Here is a 19,519-nt window from a genome sequence, read left to right on the forward strand (position 1 = left end):
ACGATGCTCAGATCCATTCCGGTGGGTTGGGCAGAGGGCCGTCGGGGTCGACGGTGAGCAGCTCGCCCGCGCCCCGGCCGGTCAGCCAGGCGGCGAGTTCCGGCGCGGGGCCGGTGACCGTGGGCGCCCCCTCGGGGTCGCCCACGACGAGTTCGGAGGCCGCGCCGTCGAAGCGCAGCACCATGGCCGGCGCGGCCGGATTGCCGGACAGCCCGGTCACCACCTCGTGCAGCAGCCGCTGGGCGAACGCCTCCGGCCAGTCCGCCGGCCGGTAACCGGCCGCCAGGTCGACGTGGTGGACCTCGACCTCGCGCAGCCGGCCCCAGACCAGCATCGCCGCCGGCCAGGGGCCGCGCCGGGTCTGCACGGTGGCGCCCCAGGCGTCGACGGGCATCGCCGCGACCGCCGCGTCGAAGCGCTGGCCGCTGCGGCGTACGTCGTCGAGCAGGTCGGCCGGACCGCGGTCGGCGCCGGCGTCGATGTCGGCGGCGCGGACCTGCGCCGAGGCGTACATCGGGATGTCCTCGCCGGTGCGCGCGGAGGTGAGCAGGTTGACGAACCCGTCGGCGTTGCGGGCCAGGTGGGTGAGCACGTGCGCCCGGGACCAGCCCGGCAGCAGGGAGGGCGCCGCGACGTCCGCGGCGGTCAGGCCGGAGACGGTACGCAGGAGCCGGTCGTTCGCCTCGGCCAGCGGGCCGGTCAGCAGCAGGGGGTCGGCGGTCATCTCGTTCTCACGGCTCGACCCTAGCGGGCCGGGGCGGGCCACGCCGCCGGGGAAATCGCTTTCGGCGCGTCGGCGCGCCACCTACCGTCGGGGCCGACGACCTCGGGCCGCGCGGCCCGGGTCGTCGCCAACTGCGGCACCGGGAGTCGGAGGGGAGGTGGTGCGCATGCCGGTCGCAGCGCGTGTGTTCCGCCATGCATCCCCTCGACACCGATGAGGACACCATGACTCTCGATCTGACCGCCCTCGGCTGGGACGCCGACTGGGCGGCCCACCTCGACCGGCGTGCCGGCCACCGTCCCGGGCGGGTCGCCCGGGTGGACCGGGGCGTCTGCACCGTGCTGAGCCCGCAGGGGCCGGTACGGGCCAGCCTCGGCGGCGCCGTGCTCGCCGCCGCCGCCCGTGACCTGACCGCGCTGCCCTGCGCGGGTGACTGGGTGCTGCTGTCCACCTGGCCGGACGGACCGGTCACCCTGGAGGCGGTGCTGCCGCGGCGTACCGCGCTGGTGCGGCGTACCGCCGGCAAGGACGCCAGCGGCCAGGTGCTGGCCGCCAACCTCGACGCCGCCGCGGTGGTCGAGCCGGTGCACCCGGAGCCGGACGCCGCGCGGATCGAGCGGCTGCTGTCCCTGGTGCACGAGTCCGGCGCGGAGCCGCTCGTCGTGCTCACCAAGGCCGACCTCGCCGCGGACCCGGACGCGGTGGCCCGGCAGCTGGCCGACCTCGCGCCGGGCGTGCCGGTGCTGCCGGTGAGCGCCGAGCGGGGCGCCGGCCTGGCGCCGCTGCGCCGGTTCGTCGGCCCCGGGCGCACGCTCGGCCTGCTCGGTCCATCCGGCGCCGGCAAGTCGAGCCTGGTCAACGCGCTGGCCGGGGCGGAGGTGATGCGGACCCAGGCGATCCGCCGGGTCGACGGCAAGGGCCGGCACACCACCACCTGGCGGTCGCTGGTGCCGCTGCCGGGTGGGGGAGCGGTGCTGGACACCCCGGGTGTACGGGCGGTCGGCCTGCTCGACGGCGCCGCCGGTCTGGACCGCGCCTTCGCCGACATCGCCGAGCTGGCCGCCGGCTGCCGGTACGGCGACTGCGCCCACGACGCCGAGCCGGGCTGCGCGGTGCGCGACGCGCTGGAGGACGGCGTGCTGCCGGTGCGCCGCTGGGAGAGCTGGCGCCGGCTGCAGCGGGAGATCGAGTACGAGGGCGGCCGGCGCGCGGCCCGGCTGGCGGCCGAACGGCGGGGCGGCTGGCGTGGCGGGCGGCGACGCACGGGGCGTCCGGCGACGCCCCCGGCTCCCGGGGCATTCTGAACCGGCCCGAGCCGGTCGGGCAGGAGTGAGTGGTTCCCGCCCGACCGGCCTGAGCTGGGGGAATGTTCGCGCGACGGAAGTTGTCATACGTCGGGGCTAGAGTTGCCGGGGCGTTTTCTCTGCGCCCCCGACAACCTGTGAAAACCATCCAGACCCGGCGTCTGATGCACAGATCCGCCTCATATTCTTCTTCCGGGAGCACACGCACCGTGGCCGACCGACTGATCATCCGTGGCGCGCGCGAGCACAACCTGCGTGACGTCAGTCTCGACCTGCCCCGGGACGCCCTGATCGTCTTCACCGGGCTCTCCGGTTCGGGCAAGTCGAGCCTGGCGTTCGACACCATCTTCGCGGAGGGGCAGCGCCGCTACGTCGAGTCGCTGTCGTCGTACGCCCGGCAGTTCCTCGGCCAGATGGACAAGCCCGACGTCGACTTCATCGAGGGCCTCAGCCCCGCCGTCTCCATCGACCAGAAGTCCACCTCGCGCAACCCGCGCTCCACCGTCGGCACCATCACCGAGGTCTACGACTACCTCCGTCTGCTGTTCGCCCGCATCGGCGAGCCGCACTGCCCGATCTGTGGCGAGCGGATCTCCAAGCAGAGCCCGCAGCAGATCGTCGACCGGGTCCTGGCCATGGCCGAGGGCACCCGGTTCATGGTGCTCGCGCCGGTGGTGCGCGGCCGCAAGGGCGAGTACGTCGACCTGTTCGCCGAACTCCAGGCCAAGGGCTACGCCCGGGCCCGGGTCGACGGCGTGGTGCACCCGCTGACCGAGCCGCCGAAGCTCAAGAAGCAGGAGAAGCACACCATCGAGGTGGTGATCGACCGGCTCAGCGTCAAGCCGACCGCCAAGCAGCGGCTGACCGACTCGGTCGAGGCCGCGCTCGGGCTCTCCGGCGGCCTGGTGCTGCTCGACTTCGTCGACCTGCCGGAGGACGACCCGGCCCGCGAGCGCCGCTACTCCGAGCACCTGGCCTGCCCGAACGACCACCCCCTCGCCATCGAGGACCTGGAACCCCGGGTCTTCTCCTTCAACGCCCCCTACGGCGCCTGCCCGGAGTGCACCGGCCTGGGCACCAAGAAGGAGGTCGACCCCGAGCTGGTCATCCCCGACCCGGAGCGCACGCTGCGCGAGGGCGCGATCCAGCCGTGGGCCACCGGGCACAACCTCGAATACTTCCTGCGGCTGCTGGAGGCGCTGGGCGAGGCCGAGCACTTCGACATCGACACGCCGTGGCGGGCGCTGCCGTCGCGGGCGCAGAAGACGATCCTGCACGGCTCCGACGACCAGGTGCACGTGCGCTACCGCAACAAGTACGGCCGCGAGCGCTCCTACTACACCGGCTTCGAGGGCGTGGTGCAGTGGATCGAGCGCCGGCACACCGACACCGAGTCGGAGTGGTCCCGCGACAAGTACGAGGGCTACATGCGGGACGTGCCCTGCGCGGCCTGCGGCGGCGCGCGACTCAAGCCCGAGGTGCTCGCGGTCACCCTGGCCGGCAAGAGCATCGCCGAGGTCTGCAACCTGTCCGTCGGCGAGGCCGCCGACCTGCTGGCCGGCATCGAGCTGACCGACCGGCAGAAGATGATCGCCGAGCGGGTGCTCAAGGAGATCAACGCCCGGCTGAAGTTCCTGCTCGACGTCGGGCTGGACTACCTCTCCCTGGACCGGCCCGCCGGCACGCTCTCCGGCGGCGAGGCGCAGCGCATCCGGCTCGCCACCCAGATCGGCTCCGGCCTGGTCGGCGTGCTCTACGTGCTCGACGAGCCGTCCATCGGCCTGCACCAGCGCGACAACCACCGGCTCATCGAGACGCTGCTGCGGCTGCGTGGGCTGGGCAACACGCTGATCGTGGTCGAGCACGACGAGGACACCATCCGGGTCGCCGACTGGATCGTCGACATCGGCCCGGGCGCGGGCGAGCACGGCGGCAAGATCGTGCACAGCGGCTCGGTGCCGGCGCTGCTGGACAACACCGAGTCGGTCACCGGGGCGTACCTGTCCGGGCGCAAGGCCATCCCGACGCCGGCCGCCCGCCGCGCGCAGACGCCGGGCCGCGAGCTGGTGGTGCACGGCGCGCGCGAGCACAACCTGCGCAACCTGACAGTGAGTTTCCCGCTCGGCCAGCTCATCGCGGTCACCGGGGTCAGCGGCTCGGGCAAGTCGACGCTCGTCAACGACATCCTCTACGCCGTGCTGGCCAACCAGATCAACGGTGCCCGGCTGGTGCCCGGCCGGCACACCCGGATCACCGGCCTGGAGAACGTGGACAAGGTCGTCGGCGTGGACCAGTCGCCGATCGGGCGTACCCCGCGCTCCAACCCGGCGACCTACACCGGGGTCTGGGACCACGTCCGCAAGCTCTTCGCCGAGACCACCGAGGCCAAGGTCCGGGGGTACGGCCCGGGCCGGTTCTCGTTCAACGTCAAGGGCGGGCGCTGCGAGGCGTGCTCCGGCGACGGCACCATCAAGATCGAGATGAACTTCCTGCCGGACGTCTACGTCCCCTGCGAGGTGTGCAAGGGCGCGCGTTACAACCGCGAGACGCTCGAAGTGCACTACAAGGGCAAGACGGTCGCCGAGGTGCTGGACATGCCGATCGAGGAGGCGGCCGAGTTCTTCTCCGCCATCCCGGCCATCCACCGGCACCTCAAGACGCTCGTCGACGTCGGCCTCGGCTACGTGCGCCTCGGCCAGCCCGCGCCGACGCTGTCCGGCGGCGAGGCGCAGCGCGTCAAGCTCGCCTCCGAGCTGCAGAAGCGCTCCACCGGCCGCACCGTCTACGTGCTCGACGAGCCCACCACCGGCCTGCACTTCGAGGATATCCGCAAGCTGCTGATGGTGCTGGAGGGCCTGGTCGACAAGGGCAACACGGTCATCACCATCGAGCACAACCTCGACGTGATCAAGACGGCCGACTGGCTCATCGACATGGGTCCCGAGGGCGGCCACCGGGGCGGCACCGTGCTCGCCACCGGCACGCCGGAGGAGGTCGCCGAGGTGCCGGAGAGCCACACCGGGCAGTTCCTGCGGCCGATCCTCAAGCTCGACGGGCAGGCCAAGGGCGCCAAGGCGGCCACCACCCGGGCGGCCAAGGCCAACGGCACCGCCAAGCCGCGGGCCCGCAAGGTGCCGGCCGGGGCGCGCTGACCGACGTCCTCCACCGCGATGCCCGGTTCGTTGACGCGCCAGTATGAACCGTGTCCCACGCTGGTGCGTGTTTCCGCAGTAAGTCGAGAGAAAGGCCGGATATGAGTGATGACCAGGCGTTGACCCGACCGGTCACCCAGAGCCGCCGTGCCCTGCTCGCCGGCGCCGGCGCGGTCGGCGCGGCCGTGGTGCTCGCAGGCTGCGGCAGCGACGACGACGCGTCGCCCGGGCTCGCCCCGACCAGCGGTGGCCCGCCCGGCGCCACCGCCACCGGTGACGCCGGCGGCGGTGACCGGGCCGGCAGCAACGCCGTGGCCCGTACCTCGGACATCCCGGTCGGCGGCGGCGCGGTCTTCGCCAGCCAGGGCGTGGTGATCACCCAGCCCGAGGCCGGCCAGTTCAAGGCGTTCGACCCGATCTGCACGCACCAGCGCTGCCCGGTGTCGAACGTCGACGGCGGCACGATCAACTGCACCTGCCACAACAGCCGGTTCTCCATCACCGACGGCTCGGTGAAGGGCGGCCCGGCCACCAAGCCGCTCCCGGCCAAGGAGATCACCGTCGACGGCGACCAGATCCGCCTGGCCTGACCCCGCCGCGCCCCCGGTCGCCCGGGGGCGCGGCGGCGGCCGGGTGTCGGGGGTGCGGACTAGGCTTGACGGCGTGGCTGACCCCTCGACCTACCGTCCCGCGCCCGGCACCATCCCGGAGTCGCCAGGGGTCTACCGCTTCCGCGACGGCACCGGCCGGGTGATCTACGTCGGCAAGGCGCGCAACCTGCGCAGCCGGCTCAACTCCTACTTCGCCGACCCGGTCGGCCTGCACCAGCGCACCCGGCAGATGGTCTTCACCGCCGAGTCGGTCGACTGGATCACCGTCGCCACCGAGGTCGAGGCGCTCCAGCAGGAATACACCTGGATCAAGCAGTACGACCCCCGGTTCAACGTCCGCTACCGCGACGACAAGTCGTACCCCTATCTCGCGGTCACGCTCGACGAGGAATACCCCCGGTTGCAGGTGATGCGCGGCGCCAAGCGCAAGGGCGTGCGCTACTTCGGGCCGTACTCCCATGCCTGGGCGATCCGCGAGACGCTCGACCTGCTGCTGCGCGTCTTCCCGGCGCGGACCTGCTCCTCCGGGGTGTTCAAGCGGGCCGGGCAGGTCGGCCGGCCCTGCCTGCTCGGTTACATCGGCAAGTGCTCCGCGCCGTGCGTCGGCAGCGTCACCGCGCAACGGCACCGCGAGATCGTCGACGGCTTCTGCGACTTCATGGCCGGCCGCACCGACACCATGGTCCGCCGGCTGGAGAAGGAGATGCTCGACGCCAGCGAGCAACTGGAGTTCGAGCGGGCCGCCCGCCTGCGCGACGACGTCGCGGCGCTGCGCCGGGCCATGGAGAAGCAGACGGTGGTGCTCGGCGACGGCACCGACGCCGACGTGGTCGCGTTCGCCGACGACCCGCTCGAAGCCGCCGTGCAGGTGTTCCACGTGCGCGGCGGCCGGGTGCGCGGCCAGCGCGGCTGGGTGGTGGAGAAGACCGAGGAGCTGAGCACCGGCGACCTCGTGCACCACTTCTGCACCCAGGTGTACGGCGGCGAGCAGGGCGAGGCCGACGTGCCGCGCGAGCTGCTCGTCCCCGAGTTGCCCGGCGACGCCGACGCGCTCGCCGACTGGCTCTCCACCCGCCGGGGCAGCCGGGTCTCGCTGCGGGTTCCGCAGCGCGGCGACAAGCGGTCGCTGCTGGAGACAGTCGAGCGCAACGCCAAGGACGCGCTGGCCCGGCACAAGCTCAAGCGGGCCGGCGACCTGACCACCCGCAGCCAGGCGCTCGACGAGATCGCCGACGCGCTCGCCATGAACACGTCACCGCTGCGCATCGAGTGCTTCGACGTCTCGCAGATCCAGGGCACCGACGTGGTCGCCAGCATGGTCGTGTTCGAGGACGGGCTGCCCCGCAAGAGCGAATACCGTCGCTTCATCGTGCGCGGCGCCACCGACGACCTGTCGGCCATGTCCGAGGTGCTGCGGCGGCGCTTCGCCCGCTACCTCGACGCCCGCGCCGAGACCGGTGAGCTGGGCGAGGAGACCGCCTCCGACCCCGACCGGCCCGGCATCGACCCGACCACCGGGCGGCCGCGCAAGTTCGCGTACCCGCCGCAGCTCGTCGTCGTCGACGGCGGCCCGCCCCAGGTCGCCGCCGCCGCGAAGGCGCTCGCCGAGCTGGGCATCGACGACGTGGCGCTGTGCGGGCTGGCCAAGCGGCTGGAGGAGGTCTGGCTGCCCGACGACGAGTTCCCGGTGATCCTGCCCCGCACGTCCGAGGCGCTCTACCTGCTGCAACGCGTACGCGACGAGGCGCACCGCTTCGCCATCACGTTCCACCGGCAGCGCCGCTCCAAGCGGATGACCGAGTCGGCGCTGGACAATGTGCCCGGCCTCGGCGAGGTACGCCGCAAGGCGCTGCTGCGGCACTTCGGCTCGTTGAAGCGGCTCTCCACCGCCACCGTGGAGGAGATCACCGAGGTGCCCGGCGTCGGCAGGCGTACGGCCGAGGCGATCCTGGCCGCACTGGACGGCTCCCCGGCCGACGCCACGACCCCGTCCTGACCTTCCCTGCGCTCGCTCGCCATCCGGCCTGCCGGCACGTCAACGCCTGAGTGGGACGCCATGGGTGTCTCCGCCCCCGTTTGACACCCATGACGTTCCACCGACGGTCGGGCTCCCGGTTGGTGCGAGCGCTGTCCCGCATGCTGAGAGTCCTGGCAGATCTTGGTACGGAAGTGCCCCCATAGGGGCCATTTGGTACCAAGATCTCGCTCACCGCGCGGACTGTGTGTGGTGGGTGCGAAACGGCAGCCCAGTCCTGGACGCGAGTGCTGTCACGGGGTCACCGTCGACCGCTCACGCCCGGCCCCCGGCCCCCGGCCACGGCTTAACGGCCCGCGCCCGCGCCCACGGCAGCGCCCGCGCCCACGGCAGCGCCCCCGCCCACGGCAGCGCCCGCGCCCACGGCAGTGGCCCATGCCCCTGCCCGCGCCCACGCACCACGCCCACGCCCACGCGATCTTGCACTTAGTGCCCCAGGGATGCCAGCTCTGCGAGGTTTGCCGGACACCCAAGTGCAAGATCGCGCGTGTGGGTCGGGTGGAGCTGTGACGGCTGGCCGTTCGAGGCCAGCATCTCGCGGATTCCATCCGCACCCCGCCCGGGCCATCCGCACCGGGGCGGGACCGAGGCGGGTGGTTTGGTGAGCGGTGTCCGGTTCGCGGCGGTGGGCCTTGCGGGGCTGTGGTCGGTGCCACCGTGGGGGTGGAATCGGCGGCGGGCGCGGGGCGTTGTACATAGCTGACCGCCCGAACACCGGCACGAGCCGCGGAGCACCCGGCCCGGCGCCGGCGAGCGGATCGCCAGGTCAGGGAATCGGCCCGGCCCGGACGTCGTTACATCCCCGCAGGCCACCACGGTCATCACCCCGGCCAGGAAGCACGGTCGGCGGGAATGACCCCGGCCCGCAAGTCGTTACACCCCGAGCCGCGCAGAGCAGGCCCCACGGCCGCCCGCGTGCCAGCCCTTTCACGGGCACCCCCAAGACCTCCCCCTTTCGCGGCATCCCCCATCGCCGCGTACCCCCGACAGAGAGGCAACTGATCATGGCTACCACTCTGCTGCGCAAGACCGTTCTGACCGCTGCCGGCATCGCCGCCACCGCCGGTGGAATCGCCGGCCCCGCCATCGCCGCCCACGCCGCCCCCACCACCAGCCCCACCTCCAGTGTGGTGGCTGACCGTAAGGGCCACGGCGAGCGGGAACTGGACGTGCGCTACGAAGCCCAGCCCAACTTCTACTTCTGCGGCCCCGCCGCCGCCCGTAACGCCCTGAGCGTGCAGGGCAAGAACATCGACGTGCACGCCATGGCCCAGGAGATGGGCACCACCGAGGCCGGCACCAACTCCATCAACGACATCACCCCGGTGCTGAACAAGGAGACCGGTAAGGACGTCTACAAGTCCACCGAGATCCCCGTGGACAAGGCCCGCGACCGCGACAAGGTCGACAAGCTGCGCGCCGACGTGGTCACCACCGTCGACGACGGCCGCGCCGTGGTCGCCAACATCGCCGGCACCGCCACCGACACCGACGGCAACGCCCACTCCTTCGAGGGCGGCCACTACATCAGCGTGGTCGGCTACCGCGACGACGGCAAGATCGTCACGATCGCCGACTCGGCCAACCCGAACCAGGCCTCCTACCGCATGGACGTCGACGAACTCGCCCGCTGGATCGCCAGCCGCGGCTACAGCTCCTGACCCAACCACCATGACGAAAGGGCCCGACCCCACCACAGGGGTCGGGCCCTTTCGCGTACTCAGGACTCGGCGAGTACGGCCAGGATCGCCTCGCCGTACTTGGCGAGCTTGTTCTCGCCCACCCCGTTGACCCGGGACAGTTCGGCCAGGGAGGCCGGTGGCTCGGCGGCGATCTGCCGCAGCGTCGCGTCGTGGAAGATGACGTACGCCGGGACGCCCTGTTCCTTGGCGGTGGCGGCGCGCCACGCGCGGAGCCGCTCGAAGACGGGCGCGGCGGCGGGGGAGAGGTCGGCGACGACTGTGGCGGCGCCCCGGGGCTTGGCGGACCGGCCGGCCGCCGGACGCTCCGGCTCCTTGCGCAGTGTGACGGTACGGCGGCGGCCGAGAACGTCCGCGCTGGCCTCGGTCAGCGCCAGCGTGCCGTAGTCGCCCTCGACGGCGAGCAGACCCTCGGCGAGCAGTTGGCGCACCACGCCACGCCACTCGGCCTCGCGCAGGTCGGTGCCGATGCCGAACGTGCTGAGCGAGTCGTGGCCGTACTGGTCGATCTTGTCGGTGTGCTTGCCGAGCAGGATGTCGATGCTGTGCCCGGCGCCGAAGCGCTGGTTGCGTTCGCGGTCGAGCCGGTAGACGGTGGAGAGCAGCTTCTGCGCGGCGACGGTGCCGTCCCAGGACTCCGGCGGGTCGAGGCAGGTGTCGCAGTTGCCGCAGGCGGCCACGCCGGTCTCGCCGAAGTATTCGAGCAGTTGCGAGCGGCGGCAGCGGACCGTTTCGCAGAGCGCCAGCATCGCGTCCAGGTGGGCGGCGAGGTTGCGCCGGTGCGCCAGGTCGCCCTCCGACGTCTCGATCATCTTGCGCTGCTGCACCACGTCCTGCAGCCCGTACGCCAGCCAGGCCATGGACGGCAGCCCGTCGCGCCCGGCGCGGCCGGTCTCCTGGTAGTAGCCCTCGACCGACTTGGGCAGGTCGAGGTGGGCGACGAAGCGTACGTCGGGCTTGTCGATGCCCATGCCGAACGCGATCGTGGCGACCATGACCAGCCCGTCCTCGCGCAGGAAGCGCTGCTGGTTGGTGGCGCGGGTCGTGGCGTCCAGCCCGGCGTGGTACGGCAGCGCGGGGATGCCGTTGGCGACCAGGAACTCGGCGGTCTTCTCCACCGAGGCCCGGGACAGGCAGTAGACGATGCCGGCGTCGCCGGGATGCTCGTCGCGCAGCAGGCTCAGCAACTGCTTGCGCGGCTCCCGCTTGGGCACGATGCGGTACTGGATGTTGGGCCGGTCGAAGCTGGCCACGAAGTGCCGGGCCTCGGTGAGCCGCAGCCGGGTGGCGATCTCGGTGCGGGTCGCCCGGGTGGCGGTGGCGGTCAGCGCGATCCGGGGCACGTCCGGCCAGCGCTCGTGCAGCATCGACAGGTTGAGGTAGTCGGGCCGGAAGTCGTGCCCCCACTGCGAGACGCAGTGCGCCTCGTCGATCGCGAACAGGGCGATCCGGCCGCGTTCCAGCAGGCCGAGCGTGGAGCGCACGGCGAGCCCTTCCGGGGCGAGGTAGAGCAGGTCCAGCTCGCCGGCGAGGTAGGCCGCCTCGACCCGGCGCCGCTGCGCCGGGTCCTGCGTCGAGTTGAGGAAACCGGCCCGTACGCCGACGGCGGTGAGCGCGTCGACCTGGTCCTGCATGAGCGCGATCAGCGGCGACACGACCACCGCCACGCCGTCGCGCACCAGCGCCGGGATCTGGTAGCACAGCGACTTGCCGCCACCGGTGGGCATGAGCACCAGCGCGTCGCCGCCGCCCACCACGTGCTCGACGACCTCCTGCTGGAAGCCGCGGAAGGCGTCGTACCCGAAGACCCGCCGCAGAACCTCAAGCGCGTCGCCGGCCGGTGGGGAGGTGGTCCGCTCGTCGGTGGGGGAGACCATCCGGGCAGTCTACGATCGTCCCCCGACAGCGCCGCCCCGGCGAGCCGTTGCGGGGACGGCGACATGTTCCGGTCGTCACCCCGTGGAATCCCGAGCCGGGTCGCAGCCGTTAGAGTCGCTGATTGACCATGCGCGGCCGACCGGCCGCGGCGCCACGGCTGGGGGTAGCGGGTGAGCGAGGCGCGTACAGCGGGAGACCTGGGGCCGACCGAGGCGGAGACGGCACCGGCCGAGTCGGACACCTCACTGGTGGTGGTGACCGGGCTGTCCGGCGGCGGGCGCAGCACTGTGGCTCGGGCGCTGGAGAACGTCGGCTACTACGTGGTCGACAATTTGCCCCAGGCGCTGCTGCTCGACATGGCCGAGCTGGCGTTCAAGGCCGGCGGCGCGGCCCGGCGTACGGCGATGGTGCTGGACGTGCGCTCGCGCGCGTTCTCCACCGACCTGGCCGGGGCGATCCGGGAGCTGCGCGAGCGCGGCTTCCAGCCGCGGGTGGTCTTCGTCGACGCCGACGACGAGGTGCTGATCCGCCGGTTCGAGAGCGTGCGCCGCTCGCACCCGTTGCAGGGCGACGGGCGGCTGGCCGACGGCATCGCCGTCGAGCGGACGCTGCTGGAGGAGGCCCGCGAGCAGGCCGACGTGATCATCGACACCAGCCACCTGAACGTGAACCAGCTGCGGCGCCGGGTCGAGGAGCTGTTCGGCGGCGAGGACGCCCGCCGGCTGCGGATCACGGTGATCTCGTTCGGCTTCAAGTACGGACTGCCCCCGGACGCCGACTTCGTGATGGACGCCCGGTTCCTGCCCAACCCGTACTGGGTGCCGGAGCTGCGCGAGCACACCGGCCGGGAGGAGGCGGTGAGCGCGTACGTGCTGGGCCAGGAGGGCGCGGACGCGTTCGTGGCCGGGTACGCCGACCTGGTCAACGCCACCACCGCCGGCTTCGAGCGGGAGGGCAAGCGCTACCTGACCGTGGCGGTCGGCTGCACCGGCGGCAAGCACCGCAGCGTGGCGATCGCCGAGGAGTTGGCCGCCCGGCTGCGCCGCTCCGGCATAGCCGCCAACGCCCAGCACCGGGACCTGGGGCGGGAGTGATCCCGACCAGAGTGGTCGCCTTCGGCGGCGGGCACGGGCTCTCGGCGTCGCTGCGGGCGCTGCGGCACTGCGTACCCGAACTGGACCTGGACATCACCGCGGTGGTCACCGTCGGCGACGACGGCGGGTCCAGCGGGCGGCTGCGCGCCGAGCGCGGCGGCCTGCCCCCGGGTGACCTGCGTCAGGCGCTCGTCGCGCTGGCCGGCGACCATCCGGCGACCCGGCGCAGCGCGGCGCTGTTCCAGTACCGCTTCACCACCGCCGTGCCGCCGGCGCCGACGCTCGCCGCGCCGGTCCCGGCCGCCCGCGCCGGTGACTCGCTCGCCGGTCACGCGGTCGGCAACCTGCTGCTGCACGGCCTGACCGAGCTGCTCGGCGATCCGGTGGCCGCGCTCGACCACGCGGGCGCGATGCTCGGCTCGGTGGGGCGGGTGCTGCCGATGTCCCGCCAGCCGGTGGGCATCGAGGCCCGGGTCCGTGGCGCCGACCCGGCCCATCCGGACGAGGTGTCCACCGTGCGCGGGCAGCACCAGGTCGCGGTCACGCCGGGCACCGTCGAGTCGCTGCGGCTCAACCCGCCCGCGCCGGCGGCGTGCGCCGAGGCGGTGACCGCGGTACGCGCCGCGGACTGGCTGATCTTCGGGCCGGGCAGCTGGTACACCAGCGTGCTGCCGCATCTGCTGGTGCCGGGCCTGGCCGACGCGATCGTCTCCAGCCCGGCGCGGCGGCTGGTGACGCTCAACCTGGTGGCCGAGAAGGAGACCTCCGGGCTCTCCCTGCCCGACCATCTGGACACGCTGCGGCGCTATCTGCCCGAGCTGAAGGTGGACCGGGTGCTGGCGGACTCGACGGCGGTGGGTGATCCCGCGGCGGTCGAACGTGCGGCAGAATCGCTTGGTGCCCGGCTGGTCCTCGCTCCCGTCGCCGTCCTCGACGGCACGCCCCGTCATGATCCAGCTGCCCTGGGCGCCGCGCTGGTGCCTGTCCTGCGCGCCGATCGTTAGACACGTACGTAAACACCGGCGACACGCCGGAACCGGTCCGTGAGGGGGCGCACTATGGCGATGACGGCTGCGGTCAAGGACGAGCTGAGTCGGGTCGACGTGCCCAAGCCCTGCTGTCGGCGGGCGGAGATGGCCGCCCTGCTGCGTTTCGCGGGCGGTCTGCACATCGTGTCGGGCCGCGTCGTGGTCGAGGCGGAGCTGGACACCGGCGCGGTGGCCCGCCGGCTGCGGCGGGAGGTGGCCGAGGTCTACGGCTACCCGAGCGAGATCCACGTGCTCGCCTCCGGCGGCCTGCGCAAGGGCAGCCACTTCATCGTGCGGGTGGTCAAGGACGGCGAGGCGCTCGCCCGGCAGACCGGCCTGCTCGACGTGCGAGGCCGCCCGGTGCGCGGCCTGCCGCCGCACGTGGTGGCGGCGAACGTCTGCTGCGCGGTCTCGGCCTGGCGGGGCGCGTTCATGGCGCACGGCTCGCTCACCGAGCCGGGCCGCTCCAGCGCGCTGGAGATCACCTGCCCCGGCCCGGAGTCGGCGCTGGCGCTCGTCGGCGCGGCCCGCCGCATCGGCATCACCGCGAAGAACCGCGAGGTGCGCGGCGTGGACCGGGTGGTGGTCAAGGACGGCGACGCGATCGCCGCGCTGCTCACCCGCATAGGAGCGCACTCCAGCGTGCTGGCCTGGGAGGAGCGGCGGGTACGCCGGGAGGTGCGCGCCACCGCCAACCGGCTGGCCAACTTCGACGACGCCAACCTGCGCCGCTCGGCCCGTGCCGCGGTGGCCGCCGCCGCCCGGGTGACCCGCGCGCTGGAGATCCTCGCCGACGACGCGCCCAACCACCTGACCTCGGCCGGCCGGCTGCGGCTGGAGCACCGTCAGGCGTCCCTGGAGGAGCTGGGCGCGCTCGCCGAGCCGCCGCTGACCAAGGACGCCATCGCCGGCCGGATCCGCCGGCTGCTCGCGCTGGCCGACAAGCGCGCCCGCGACCTGGGCATCCCGGATACGGAAGCGGCAGTCACGCCCGACATGCTCGTGGTCTGATAGGACTCGGGCGGCGAGCACCGCGAGCGGGGTCACCACCCGCCGCAGCGCGACGTCGCACGCTCGGATATGGTCGCTGCGTACGGCAAGGGGGCCGCGCACAGGCATCCCTCGCCGTGCTCACCGCCTCGGGCGGTCAGGTCTCCGTGACCGCGGCGGGGTGGCCGAGATGACATGTCGACGGCCGGCTCCAACGGTCGGCGCACACACCTCCGCCGGCCCCGGTCTGGCGCCGGCGGACCAGAACGCGAGGAGATGGGACCTGTGACCATCCGGGTTGGCATCAACGGCTTCGGCCGGATCGGCCGCAACTTCTTCCGGGCAGTGCTGGCGTCCGGCGCTGACATCGAGGTCGTGGCGGTCAACGACCTGACCGACAACGCGACGCTCGCCCACCTTGTCAAGTACGACAGCATCCTGGGCCGCCTCCCGCACGAGGTGAAGGCCACCGCCGACGAGATCACCGTGGGCGGCAAGACCATCAAGGCGTACGCCGAGAAGGACCCGGCGAACCTGCCGTGGGGCGAGGTCGGCGCGGACGTCGTCATCGAGTCCACCGGTTTCTTCACCGACGGCACCAAGGCGAAGGCGCACCTCGACGGCGGGGCCAAGAAGGTCATCATCTCCGCGCCGGCGAAGAACGAGGACGTCACAGTGGTCATGGGCGTCAACCAGGACCAGTACGACCCGGCCAAGCACAACATCATCTCGAACGCCTCCTGCACCACGAACTGCCTCGCGCCGATGGCGAAGGTTCTGCAGGACACGTTCGGGATCCAGCAGGGTCTGATGACCACCATCCACGCGTACACGCAGGACCAGAACCTGCAGGACGCGCCGCACAAGGACCTGCGCCGGGCCCGCGCCGCCGCGCTCAACATCGTGCCGACCTCGACCGGCGCCGCGAAGGCGATCGGCCTGGTGCTGCCGGAGCTGAAGGGCAAGCTGGACGGTTACGCGCTGCGCGTGCCGATCCCGACCGGCTCCGCCACCGACCTGACCGTGACGGTCGGCCGGGAGACCACCGTGGACGAGGTCAACGCCGCGCTCAAGGCCGCCGCCGAGGGCCCGCTGCGGGGCATCCTCACCTACAACGAGGACCCGATCGTCTCCGCCGACATCGTGACCGACCCGGCGTCGTGCATCTTCGACGCGCCGCTGACCAAGGTGATCGGCAACCAGGTCAAGGTCGTCGGCTGGTACGACAACGAGTGGGGCTACTCGAACCGCCTGGTGGACCTGGTCAAGCTGGTGGGTCAGTCGCTGTGACGATCCGTAACCTCGACGACCTGCTCGCCGAGGGGGTGTCAGGTCGGCGCGTGCTCGTGCGCGCCGACCTGAACGTCCCGCTCGACAAGCAGACCGGGGAGATCACTGACGACGGCCGGATCCGGGCCGTCCTGCCGACGCTGAGCGCGCTGGTGCAGGCCGGCGCGAAGGTGGTCGTCTGCTCGCACCTGGGTCGCCCGAAGGGCGCCCCGGACCCGCAGTTCAGCCTCCGCCCGGTCGCCGGGCGGCTCGGTGAGCTGCTCGGCGCCCCGGTGGCCTTCGCCGAGGACACCGTCGGTGACTCGGCGCGGTCCACCGTGGCCGGCCTGGCCGACGGACAGGTCGCGCTGCTGGAGAACCTGCGGTTCAACAAGGGCGAGACCAGCAAGGACGACGCCGAGCGGGGCGCGTTCGCCGACCAGCTCGCCGCGCTCGGTGACGCGTACGTGGACGACGCGTTCGGCGCGGTGCACCGCAAGCACGCCAGCGTGCACGACGTACCGGCCCGGCTGCCGCACTTCGCCGGGCGGCTGGTGCTGCGCGAGGTCGAGGTGCTCAGCCGCCTCACCGGCTCCCCGGAGCGGCCGTACGTGGTGGTGCTGGGCGGCTCGAAGGTCTCCGACAAGCTCGCGGTGATCGAGGCGCTGCTGCCGACTGTGGACCGGCTGCTCATCGGCGGCGGGATGTGCTTCACCTTCCTCAAGGCTCAGGGCCACGAGGTGGGCACGTCGCTGCTGGAGAAGGACATGGTCGAGACCTGCCGCAACCTGATGGAGCGCGCGCCCGGCAAGATCATGCTCCCGGTCGACGTGGTGGCCGCCGACGCCTTCGCGCCGGACGCCGCGCACGACACCGTGCCCGCCGACGGCATCCCCAGCCACCGGCTGGGCCTGGACATCGGCCCGGAGACGGTGGCCGGTTTCGCCGCCGCGCTGTCGCAGGCGAAGACCATCTTCTGGAACGGCCCGATGGGCGTGTTCGAGATGGCGGCGTTCGCCAACGGCACCCGGGGCGTGGCCGAGGCGATCACCAAGGCCGACGCGTTCAGCGTGGTCGGCGGCGGCGACTCGGCCGCGGCGGTACGCGCGCTGGGCCTGGACGAGTCCTCGTTCGGGCACATCTCCACCGGCGGCGGCGCCTCCCTGGAATACCTGGAGGGCAAGACCCTCCCCGGCATCGCGGCCCTGGAGAACTGAATGGCGAGCACGACCCGCCGGCCGTTGATGGCCGGCAACTGGAAGATGAACCTGAACCACCTCGAGGCCAACCTGCTGGTGCAGAAGCTGGCCGCGAGCCTGAACGAGAAGCAGCTCACCGACGTCGAGTGCGTGGTGCTGCCGCCCTTCACCGATCTGCGTACCGTGCAGACCGCCGTGGACGGCGACAAGCTGCTGATCGGCTACGGCGCGCAGGACCTGTCGCCGCACCCGTCCGGCGCGTACACCGGTGACATCGCCGGTCCGATGCTGGCCAAGCTGGGCTGCGGCTACGTGGTGGTTGGCCACTCCGAGCGGCGGCAGTACCACCACGAGGACGACGCGCTCGTCAACGCGAAGGTGTCGGCGGCGCTGGCGAACGGGCTCACCCCGATCCTCTGCATCGGCGAGGGCCTGGAGGTCCGGGAGCAGTCGGGTCAGGTGCGGCACTGCTGCGACCAGCTCGACGGCGCGCTGAAGGGTCTCACCGCCGAGCAGGTCACCAAGGTCGTCGTGGCGTACGAGCCGGTCTGGGCGATCGGCACCGGCAAGACGGCCACGCCGGAGGACGCCCAGGAGGTCTGCGGCGCGGTGCGTAAGCGCATCGCCGAGACCTACGACGAGAACACCGCCGAGCAGGTCCGGGTCCTCTACGGCGGGTCGGTCAAGGCGTCGAACGTCGCCGCGATCATGGCCCAGCCGGACGTGGACGGGGCCCTCGTGGGGGGCGCGAGCCTGGACGCGGAGGAGTTCGCGAAGATCTGCCGGTTCCCGGAGCACACCGCCCGCTGATCGCTCGCTATCCTTGACGCTGCCCGTCCACCGGTCGGTGCCGCAGTGCCCGACAGGTCCGGGCAGTGATCGCAACGAGAGGACTGACCCCCGCCATGCCGATCTGGTTCGCCTATACGATGATCACGTTGCTGGTCATCACCAGCGTGCTGCTCGTCCTGCTGATCCTCCTGCACCGCGGCAAGGGCGGCGGGTTGTCGAGCATGTTCGGCGGCGGCGTCAGCTCCAGCCTGGCCGGTTCCTCGGTGGCCGAGAAGAATCTCGACCGCTACACCGTTCTGGTGGGAATCGTCTGGTTCGCCTGCATCGTCGGGCTCGGGCTCTGGCTGCGCCTGCAGATGGCCACCGGCACCTGAGTCGGCGCTGAGAAGCGTACAATCTGCGCGCGGTCCGTCACGGACCGCGCGCAGTTTTGTTTCTCCGCGCGTCGCCCGTCGCCCACCCCCTCCGGCGGCGGTCCCCTCCGACGACAGGGAGCGAGCAACAGTGCCTAGCAACAACGTGATCCGCGGCACCCGGGTCGGGTCCGCCCCGGAGCGCTTCGACCAGCGCGTCGAGCCCGCCCCGCGCCGCCCGGTCGTCTACTGGTGCCGCCACGGGCACCGGGTCGAGTTCCTGATCGCCGCCGAGGCCGAGACGCCAGCCGCCTGGGAGTGCCCCCGCTGCGGCGAGCCGGCCGGCCCCGACCCGGGCGACCCGCCGGGCCGCCCGCGCCCCGAGCCTTACAAGACCCACCTGGCGTACGTGCAGGAGCGGCGCACGCCGGAGGAGGGTGAGGCGCTGCTCGCCGAGGCCCTCGACGCGCTGCGCCGCCGACGCGGCCGCGCCTGAGCCGAGACGTGTTAAGAAGGGGCCCCTTCTCTACCGGAGGCGTTAAGAAGGGGCCCTTCCTTACACCTCAGCGGAGGCTGCGCAGGCGCGGGGGCACGTTGGCCGCCGCGGCCCGGTCGAGCAGCCAGAGGGTACGGGAGACGCCCTGCACCCCGGCGGCCGGCAACTGCACCGGCCCGGCCCCGGCCAGCGCCATGCCCACCGCCCGGGCCTTGTCCGCCCCGGCGGCGATCAGCCACACCTCCTCGGCCGTGTTGATCGTCGGCAGGGTCAGCGTGGTCCGCACCGGCGGCGGCTTCGGGCTGCCCCGCACCGCGCTGACCGGGCGGTTGTCGTGGTGCACCGGGTGCTCCGGGAACACCGACGCCACGTGCCCGTCCTCGCCGACGCCGAGCATCAGCACGTCGAAGTGGGGCAGTACCGCGTTGCCGGGCCGGGCGGCGGTGGCCAGCTCCCGCGCGTACCCGGCGGCGGCCGCCTCCGGGTCATCACCGGCCGGGCCGTCGGAGGCCGGCATCGGGTGCACCCGCGCCGGGTCCAGCGGCACCGTGTCCAGCAGCGCCGCCCGTGCCTGCGTCTCGTTGCGCTCCGGGTCACCGGCGGGCAGGAACCGCTCGTCACCCCACCACACGTCGACCCGGGACCAGTCGACCGCGTCCCGGGCGGGCAGCTGCCCGACCGCCCGGTACACCGCCGCGGCGATCCGCCCGCCGGTCAGCACCACCGACGCCTGGCCGCGCTCGGCCTGCGCGTCGAGCAGCTTCACCACCAACCGGGCCGCCACCGCCTGCGCCAGCAGGTCGGGGTCGGCGTGTACGGCGACACTCGCCTCAGTCATCCGTGCCCTCGTGTTCCGGCCGCCCACCGGCGGTCACCTGTGCTTCCGGCCGCCCG

General features: G+C 72.5%; 16 protein-coding genes. 13 read left to right on the plus strand and 3 right to left on the minus strand.

The annotated features are described in order from the left end of the window. Positions 1-7: 7 nt before the first annotated feature. Positions 8-724, minus strand: a complete 717-nt coding sequence (locus ACSDG8_RS26840) for a maleylpyruvate isomerase family mycothiol-dependent enzyme (RefSeq protein WP_210895025.1) — start codon at positions 722-724, stop codon at positions 8-10. A 224-nt stretch (positions 725-948) separates the two neighbouring features. Here ACSDG8_RS26840 and rsgA point away from each other — a divergent pair, with 224 nt between their 5' ends. From rsgA to ACSDG8_RS26865, 5 genes are all read left to right on the plus strand, one after another. Then, positions 949-2,028 carry a ribosome small subunit-dependent GTPase A gene (gene rsgA, locus ACSDG8_RS26845; RefSeq protein ID WP_210895026.1) on the plus strand — a complete coding sequence of 360 codons (1,080 nt, stop codon included), beginning with the start codon at positions 949-951 and terminating at the stop codon, positions 2,026-2,028. 209 nt (positions 2,029-2,237) lie between these two features. Continuing rightward, positions 2,238-5,180, plus strand: coding sequence for an excinuclease ABC subunit UvrA (uvrA, locus tag ACSDG8_RS26850; protein WP_210895027.1), 2,943 nt, complete (start codon positions 2,238-2,240; stop codon positions 5,178-5,180). A gap of 101 nt (positions 5,181-5,281) precedes the next feature. Next, complete coding sequence (locus ACSDG8_RS26855) at positions 5,282-5,770, plus strand: Rieske (2Fe-2S) protein (RefSeq protein WP_073831424.1); 489 nt, start codon at positions 5,282-5,284, stop codon at positions 5,768-5,770. Positions 5,771-5,843: 73 nt separating this feature from the next. Continuing rightward, positions 5,844-7,787: an excinuclease ABC subunit UvrC gene (gene uvrC, locus ACSDG8_RS26860; protein ID WP_210895028.1), complete on the plus strand. Its 1,944-nt coding sequence runs from the start codon at positions 5,844-5,846 to the stop codon at positions 7,785-7,787. Positions 7,788-8,830: 1,043 nt separating this feature from the next. Beyond that, positions 8,831-9,487, plus strand: coding sequence for a C39 family peptidase (locus ACSDG8_RS26865; protein WP_210895029.1), 657 nt, complete (start codon positions 8,831-8,833; stop codon positions 9,485-9,487). A gap of 59 nt (positions 9,488-9,546) precedes the next feature. Here ACSDG8_RS26865 and recQ read toward each other — a convergent pair whose 3' ends face one another. After that, on the minus strand, positions 9,547-11,403 hold the full coding sequence (recQ, locus tag ACSDG8_RS26870) for a DNA helicase RecQ (protein ID WP_210895030.1): 1,857 nt from the start codon (positions 11,401-11,403) through the stop codon (positions 9,547-9,549). Between the two features lie 171 nt (positions 11,404-11,574). Here recQ and rapZ point away from each other — a divergent pair, with 171 nt between their 5' ends. From rapZ to ACSDG8_RS26910, 8 genes are all read left to right on the plus strand, one after another. Continuing rightward, complete coding sequence (gene rapZ, locus ACSDG8_RS26875; protein WP_374223491.1) at positions 11,575-12,498, plus strand: RNase adapter RapZ; 924 nt, start codon at positions 11,575-11,577, stop codon at positions 12,496-12,498. Continuing rightward, positions 12,495-13,502 (plus strand): gluconeogenesis factor YvcK family protein, encoded by a 1,008-nt coding sequence (locus ACSDG8_RS26880; protein WP_210895031.1) that lies wholly within the window; start codon positions 12,495-12,497, stop codon positions 13,500-13,502. Before rapZ ends, ACSDG8_RS26880 begins: the two co-directional genes overlap by 4 nt. A 54-nt stretch (positions 13,503-13,556) precedes the next feature. Continuing rightward, positions 13,557-14,537, plus strand: coding sequence for a DNA-binding protein WhiA (gene whiA / locus ACSDG8_RS26885; protein ID WP_030503240.1), 981 nt, complete (start codon positions 13,557-13,559; stop codon positions 14,535-14,537). A gap of 264 nt (positions 14,538-14,801) precedes the next feature. Further along, the gene (gap, locus tag ACSDG8_RS26890; RefSeq protein ID WP_073831419.1) at positions 14,802-15,806 is read left to right on the plus strand and encodes a type I glyceraldehyde-3-phosphate dehydrogenase; all 1,005 of its coding nucleotides are present in this window, start codon (positions 14,802-14,804) and stop codon (positions 15,804-15,806) included. Then, positions 15,803-17,002 (plus strand): phosphoglycerate kinase, encoded by a 1,200-nt coding sequence (locus ACSDG8_RS26895; protein ID WP_210895032.1) that lies wholly within the window; start codon positions 15,803-15,805, stop codon positions 17,000-17,002. Before gap ends, ACSDG8_RS26895 begins: the two co-directional genes overlap by 4 nt. Beyond that, the gene (gene tpiA, locus ACSDG8_RS26900; RefSeq protein WP_210895033.1) at positions 17,003-17,794 is read left to right on the plus strand and encodes a triose-phosphate isomerase; all 792 of its coding nucleotides are present in this window, start codon (positions 17,003-17,005) and stop codon (positions 17,792-17,794) included. 95 nt (positions 17,795-17,889) lie between these two features. Next, the gene (secG, locus tag ACSDG8_RS26905) at positions 17,890-18,150 is read left to right on the plus strand and encodes a preprotein translocase subunit SecG (RefSeq protein ID WP_073831416.1); all 261 of its coding nucleotides are present in this window, start codon (positions 17,890-17,892) and stop codon (positions 18,148-18,150) included. A gap of 130 nt (positions 18,151-18,280) precedes the next feature. Further along, the gene (locus tag ACSDG8_RS26910) at positions 18,281-18,625 is read left to right on the plus strand and encodes an RNA polymerase-binding protein RbpA (RefSeq protein WP_210895034.1); all 345 of its coding nucleotides are present in this window, start codon (positions 18,281-18,283) and stop codon (positions 18,623-18,625) included. Between the two features lie 67 nt (positions 18,626-18,692). Here ACSDG8_RS26910 and pgl read toward each other — a convergent pair whose 3' ends face one another. Next, on the minus strand, positions 18,693-19,463 hold the full coding sequence (gene pgl / locus ACSDG8_RS26915; RefSeq protein WP_184686807.1) for a 6-phosphogluconolactonase: 771 nt from the start codon (positions 19,461-19,463) through the stop codon (positions 18,693-18,695). Positions 19,464-19,519 lie beyond the last annotated feature (56 nt).

Origin of the sequence: Micromonospora sp. LA-10, from assembly GCF_051853095.1 — a bacterium.
GTDB lineage: Bacteria > Actinomycetota > Actinomycetes > Mycobacteriales > Micromonosporaceae > Micromonospora > Micromonospora echinospora_A.

Excerpts from the sequence above, each read along its gene's own strand:
- whiA (WP_030503240.1), top strand. The coding sequence starts at position 13,557 with ATGGCGATGACGGCTGCGGTCAAGGACGAGCTGAGTCGGGTCGACGTG.
- rsgA (WP_210895026.1), top strand. The coding sequence starts at position 949 with ATGACTCTCGATCTGACCGCCCTCGGCTGGGACGCCGACTGGGCGGCC.
- recQ (WP_210895030.1), bottom strand. The coding sequence starts at position 11,403 with ATGGTCTCCCCCACCGACGAGCGGACCACCTCCCCACCGGCCGGCGAC.
- ACSDG8_RS26840 (WP_210895025.1), bottom strand. The coding sequence starts at position 724 with ATGACCGCCGACCCCCTGCTGCTGACCGGCCCGCTGGCCGAGGCGAAC.
- tpiA (WP_210895033.1), top strand. The coding sequence starts at position 17,003 with ATGGCGAGCACGACCCGCCGGCCGTTGATGGCCGGCAACTGGAAGATG.
- ACSDG8_RS26865 (WP_210895029.1), top strand. The coding sequence starts at position 8,831 with ATGGCTACCACTCTGCTGCGCAAGACCGTTCTGACCGCTGCCGGCATC.
- pgl (WP_184686807.1), bottom strand. The coding sequence starts at position 19,463 with ATGACTGAGGCGAGTGTCGCCGTACACGCCGACCCCGACCTGCTGGCG.
- ACSDG8_RS26855 (WP_073831424.1), top strand. The coding sequence starts at position 5,282 with ATGAGTGATGACCAGGCGTTGACCCGACCGGTCACCCAGAGCCGCCGT.
- secG (WP_073831416.1), top strand. The coding sequence starts at position 17,890 with ATGCCGATCTGGTTCGCCTATACGATGATCACGTTGCTGGTCATCACC.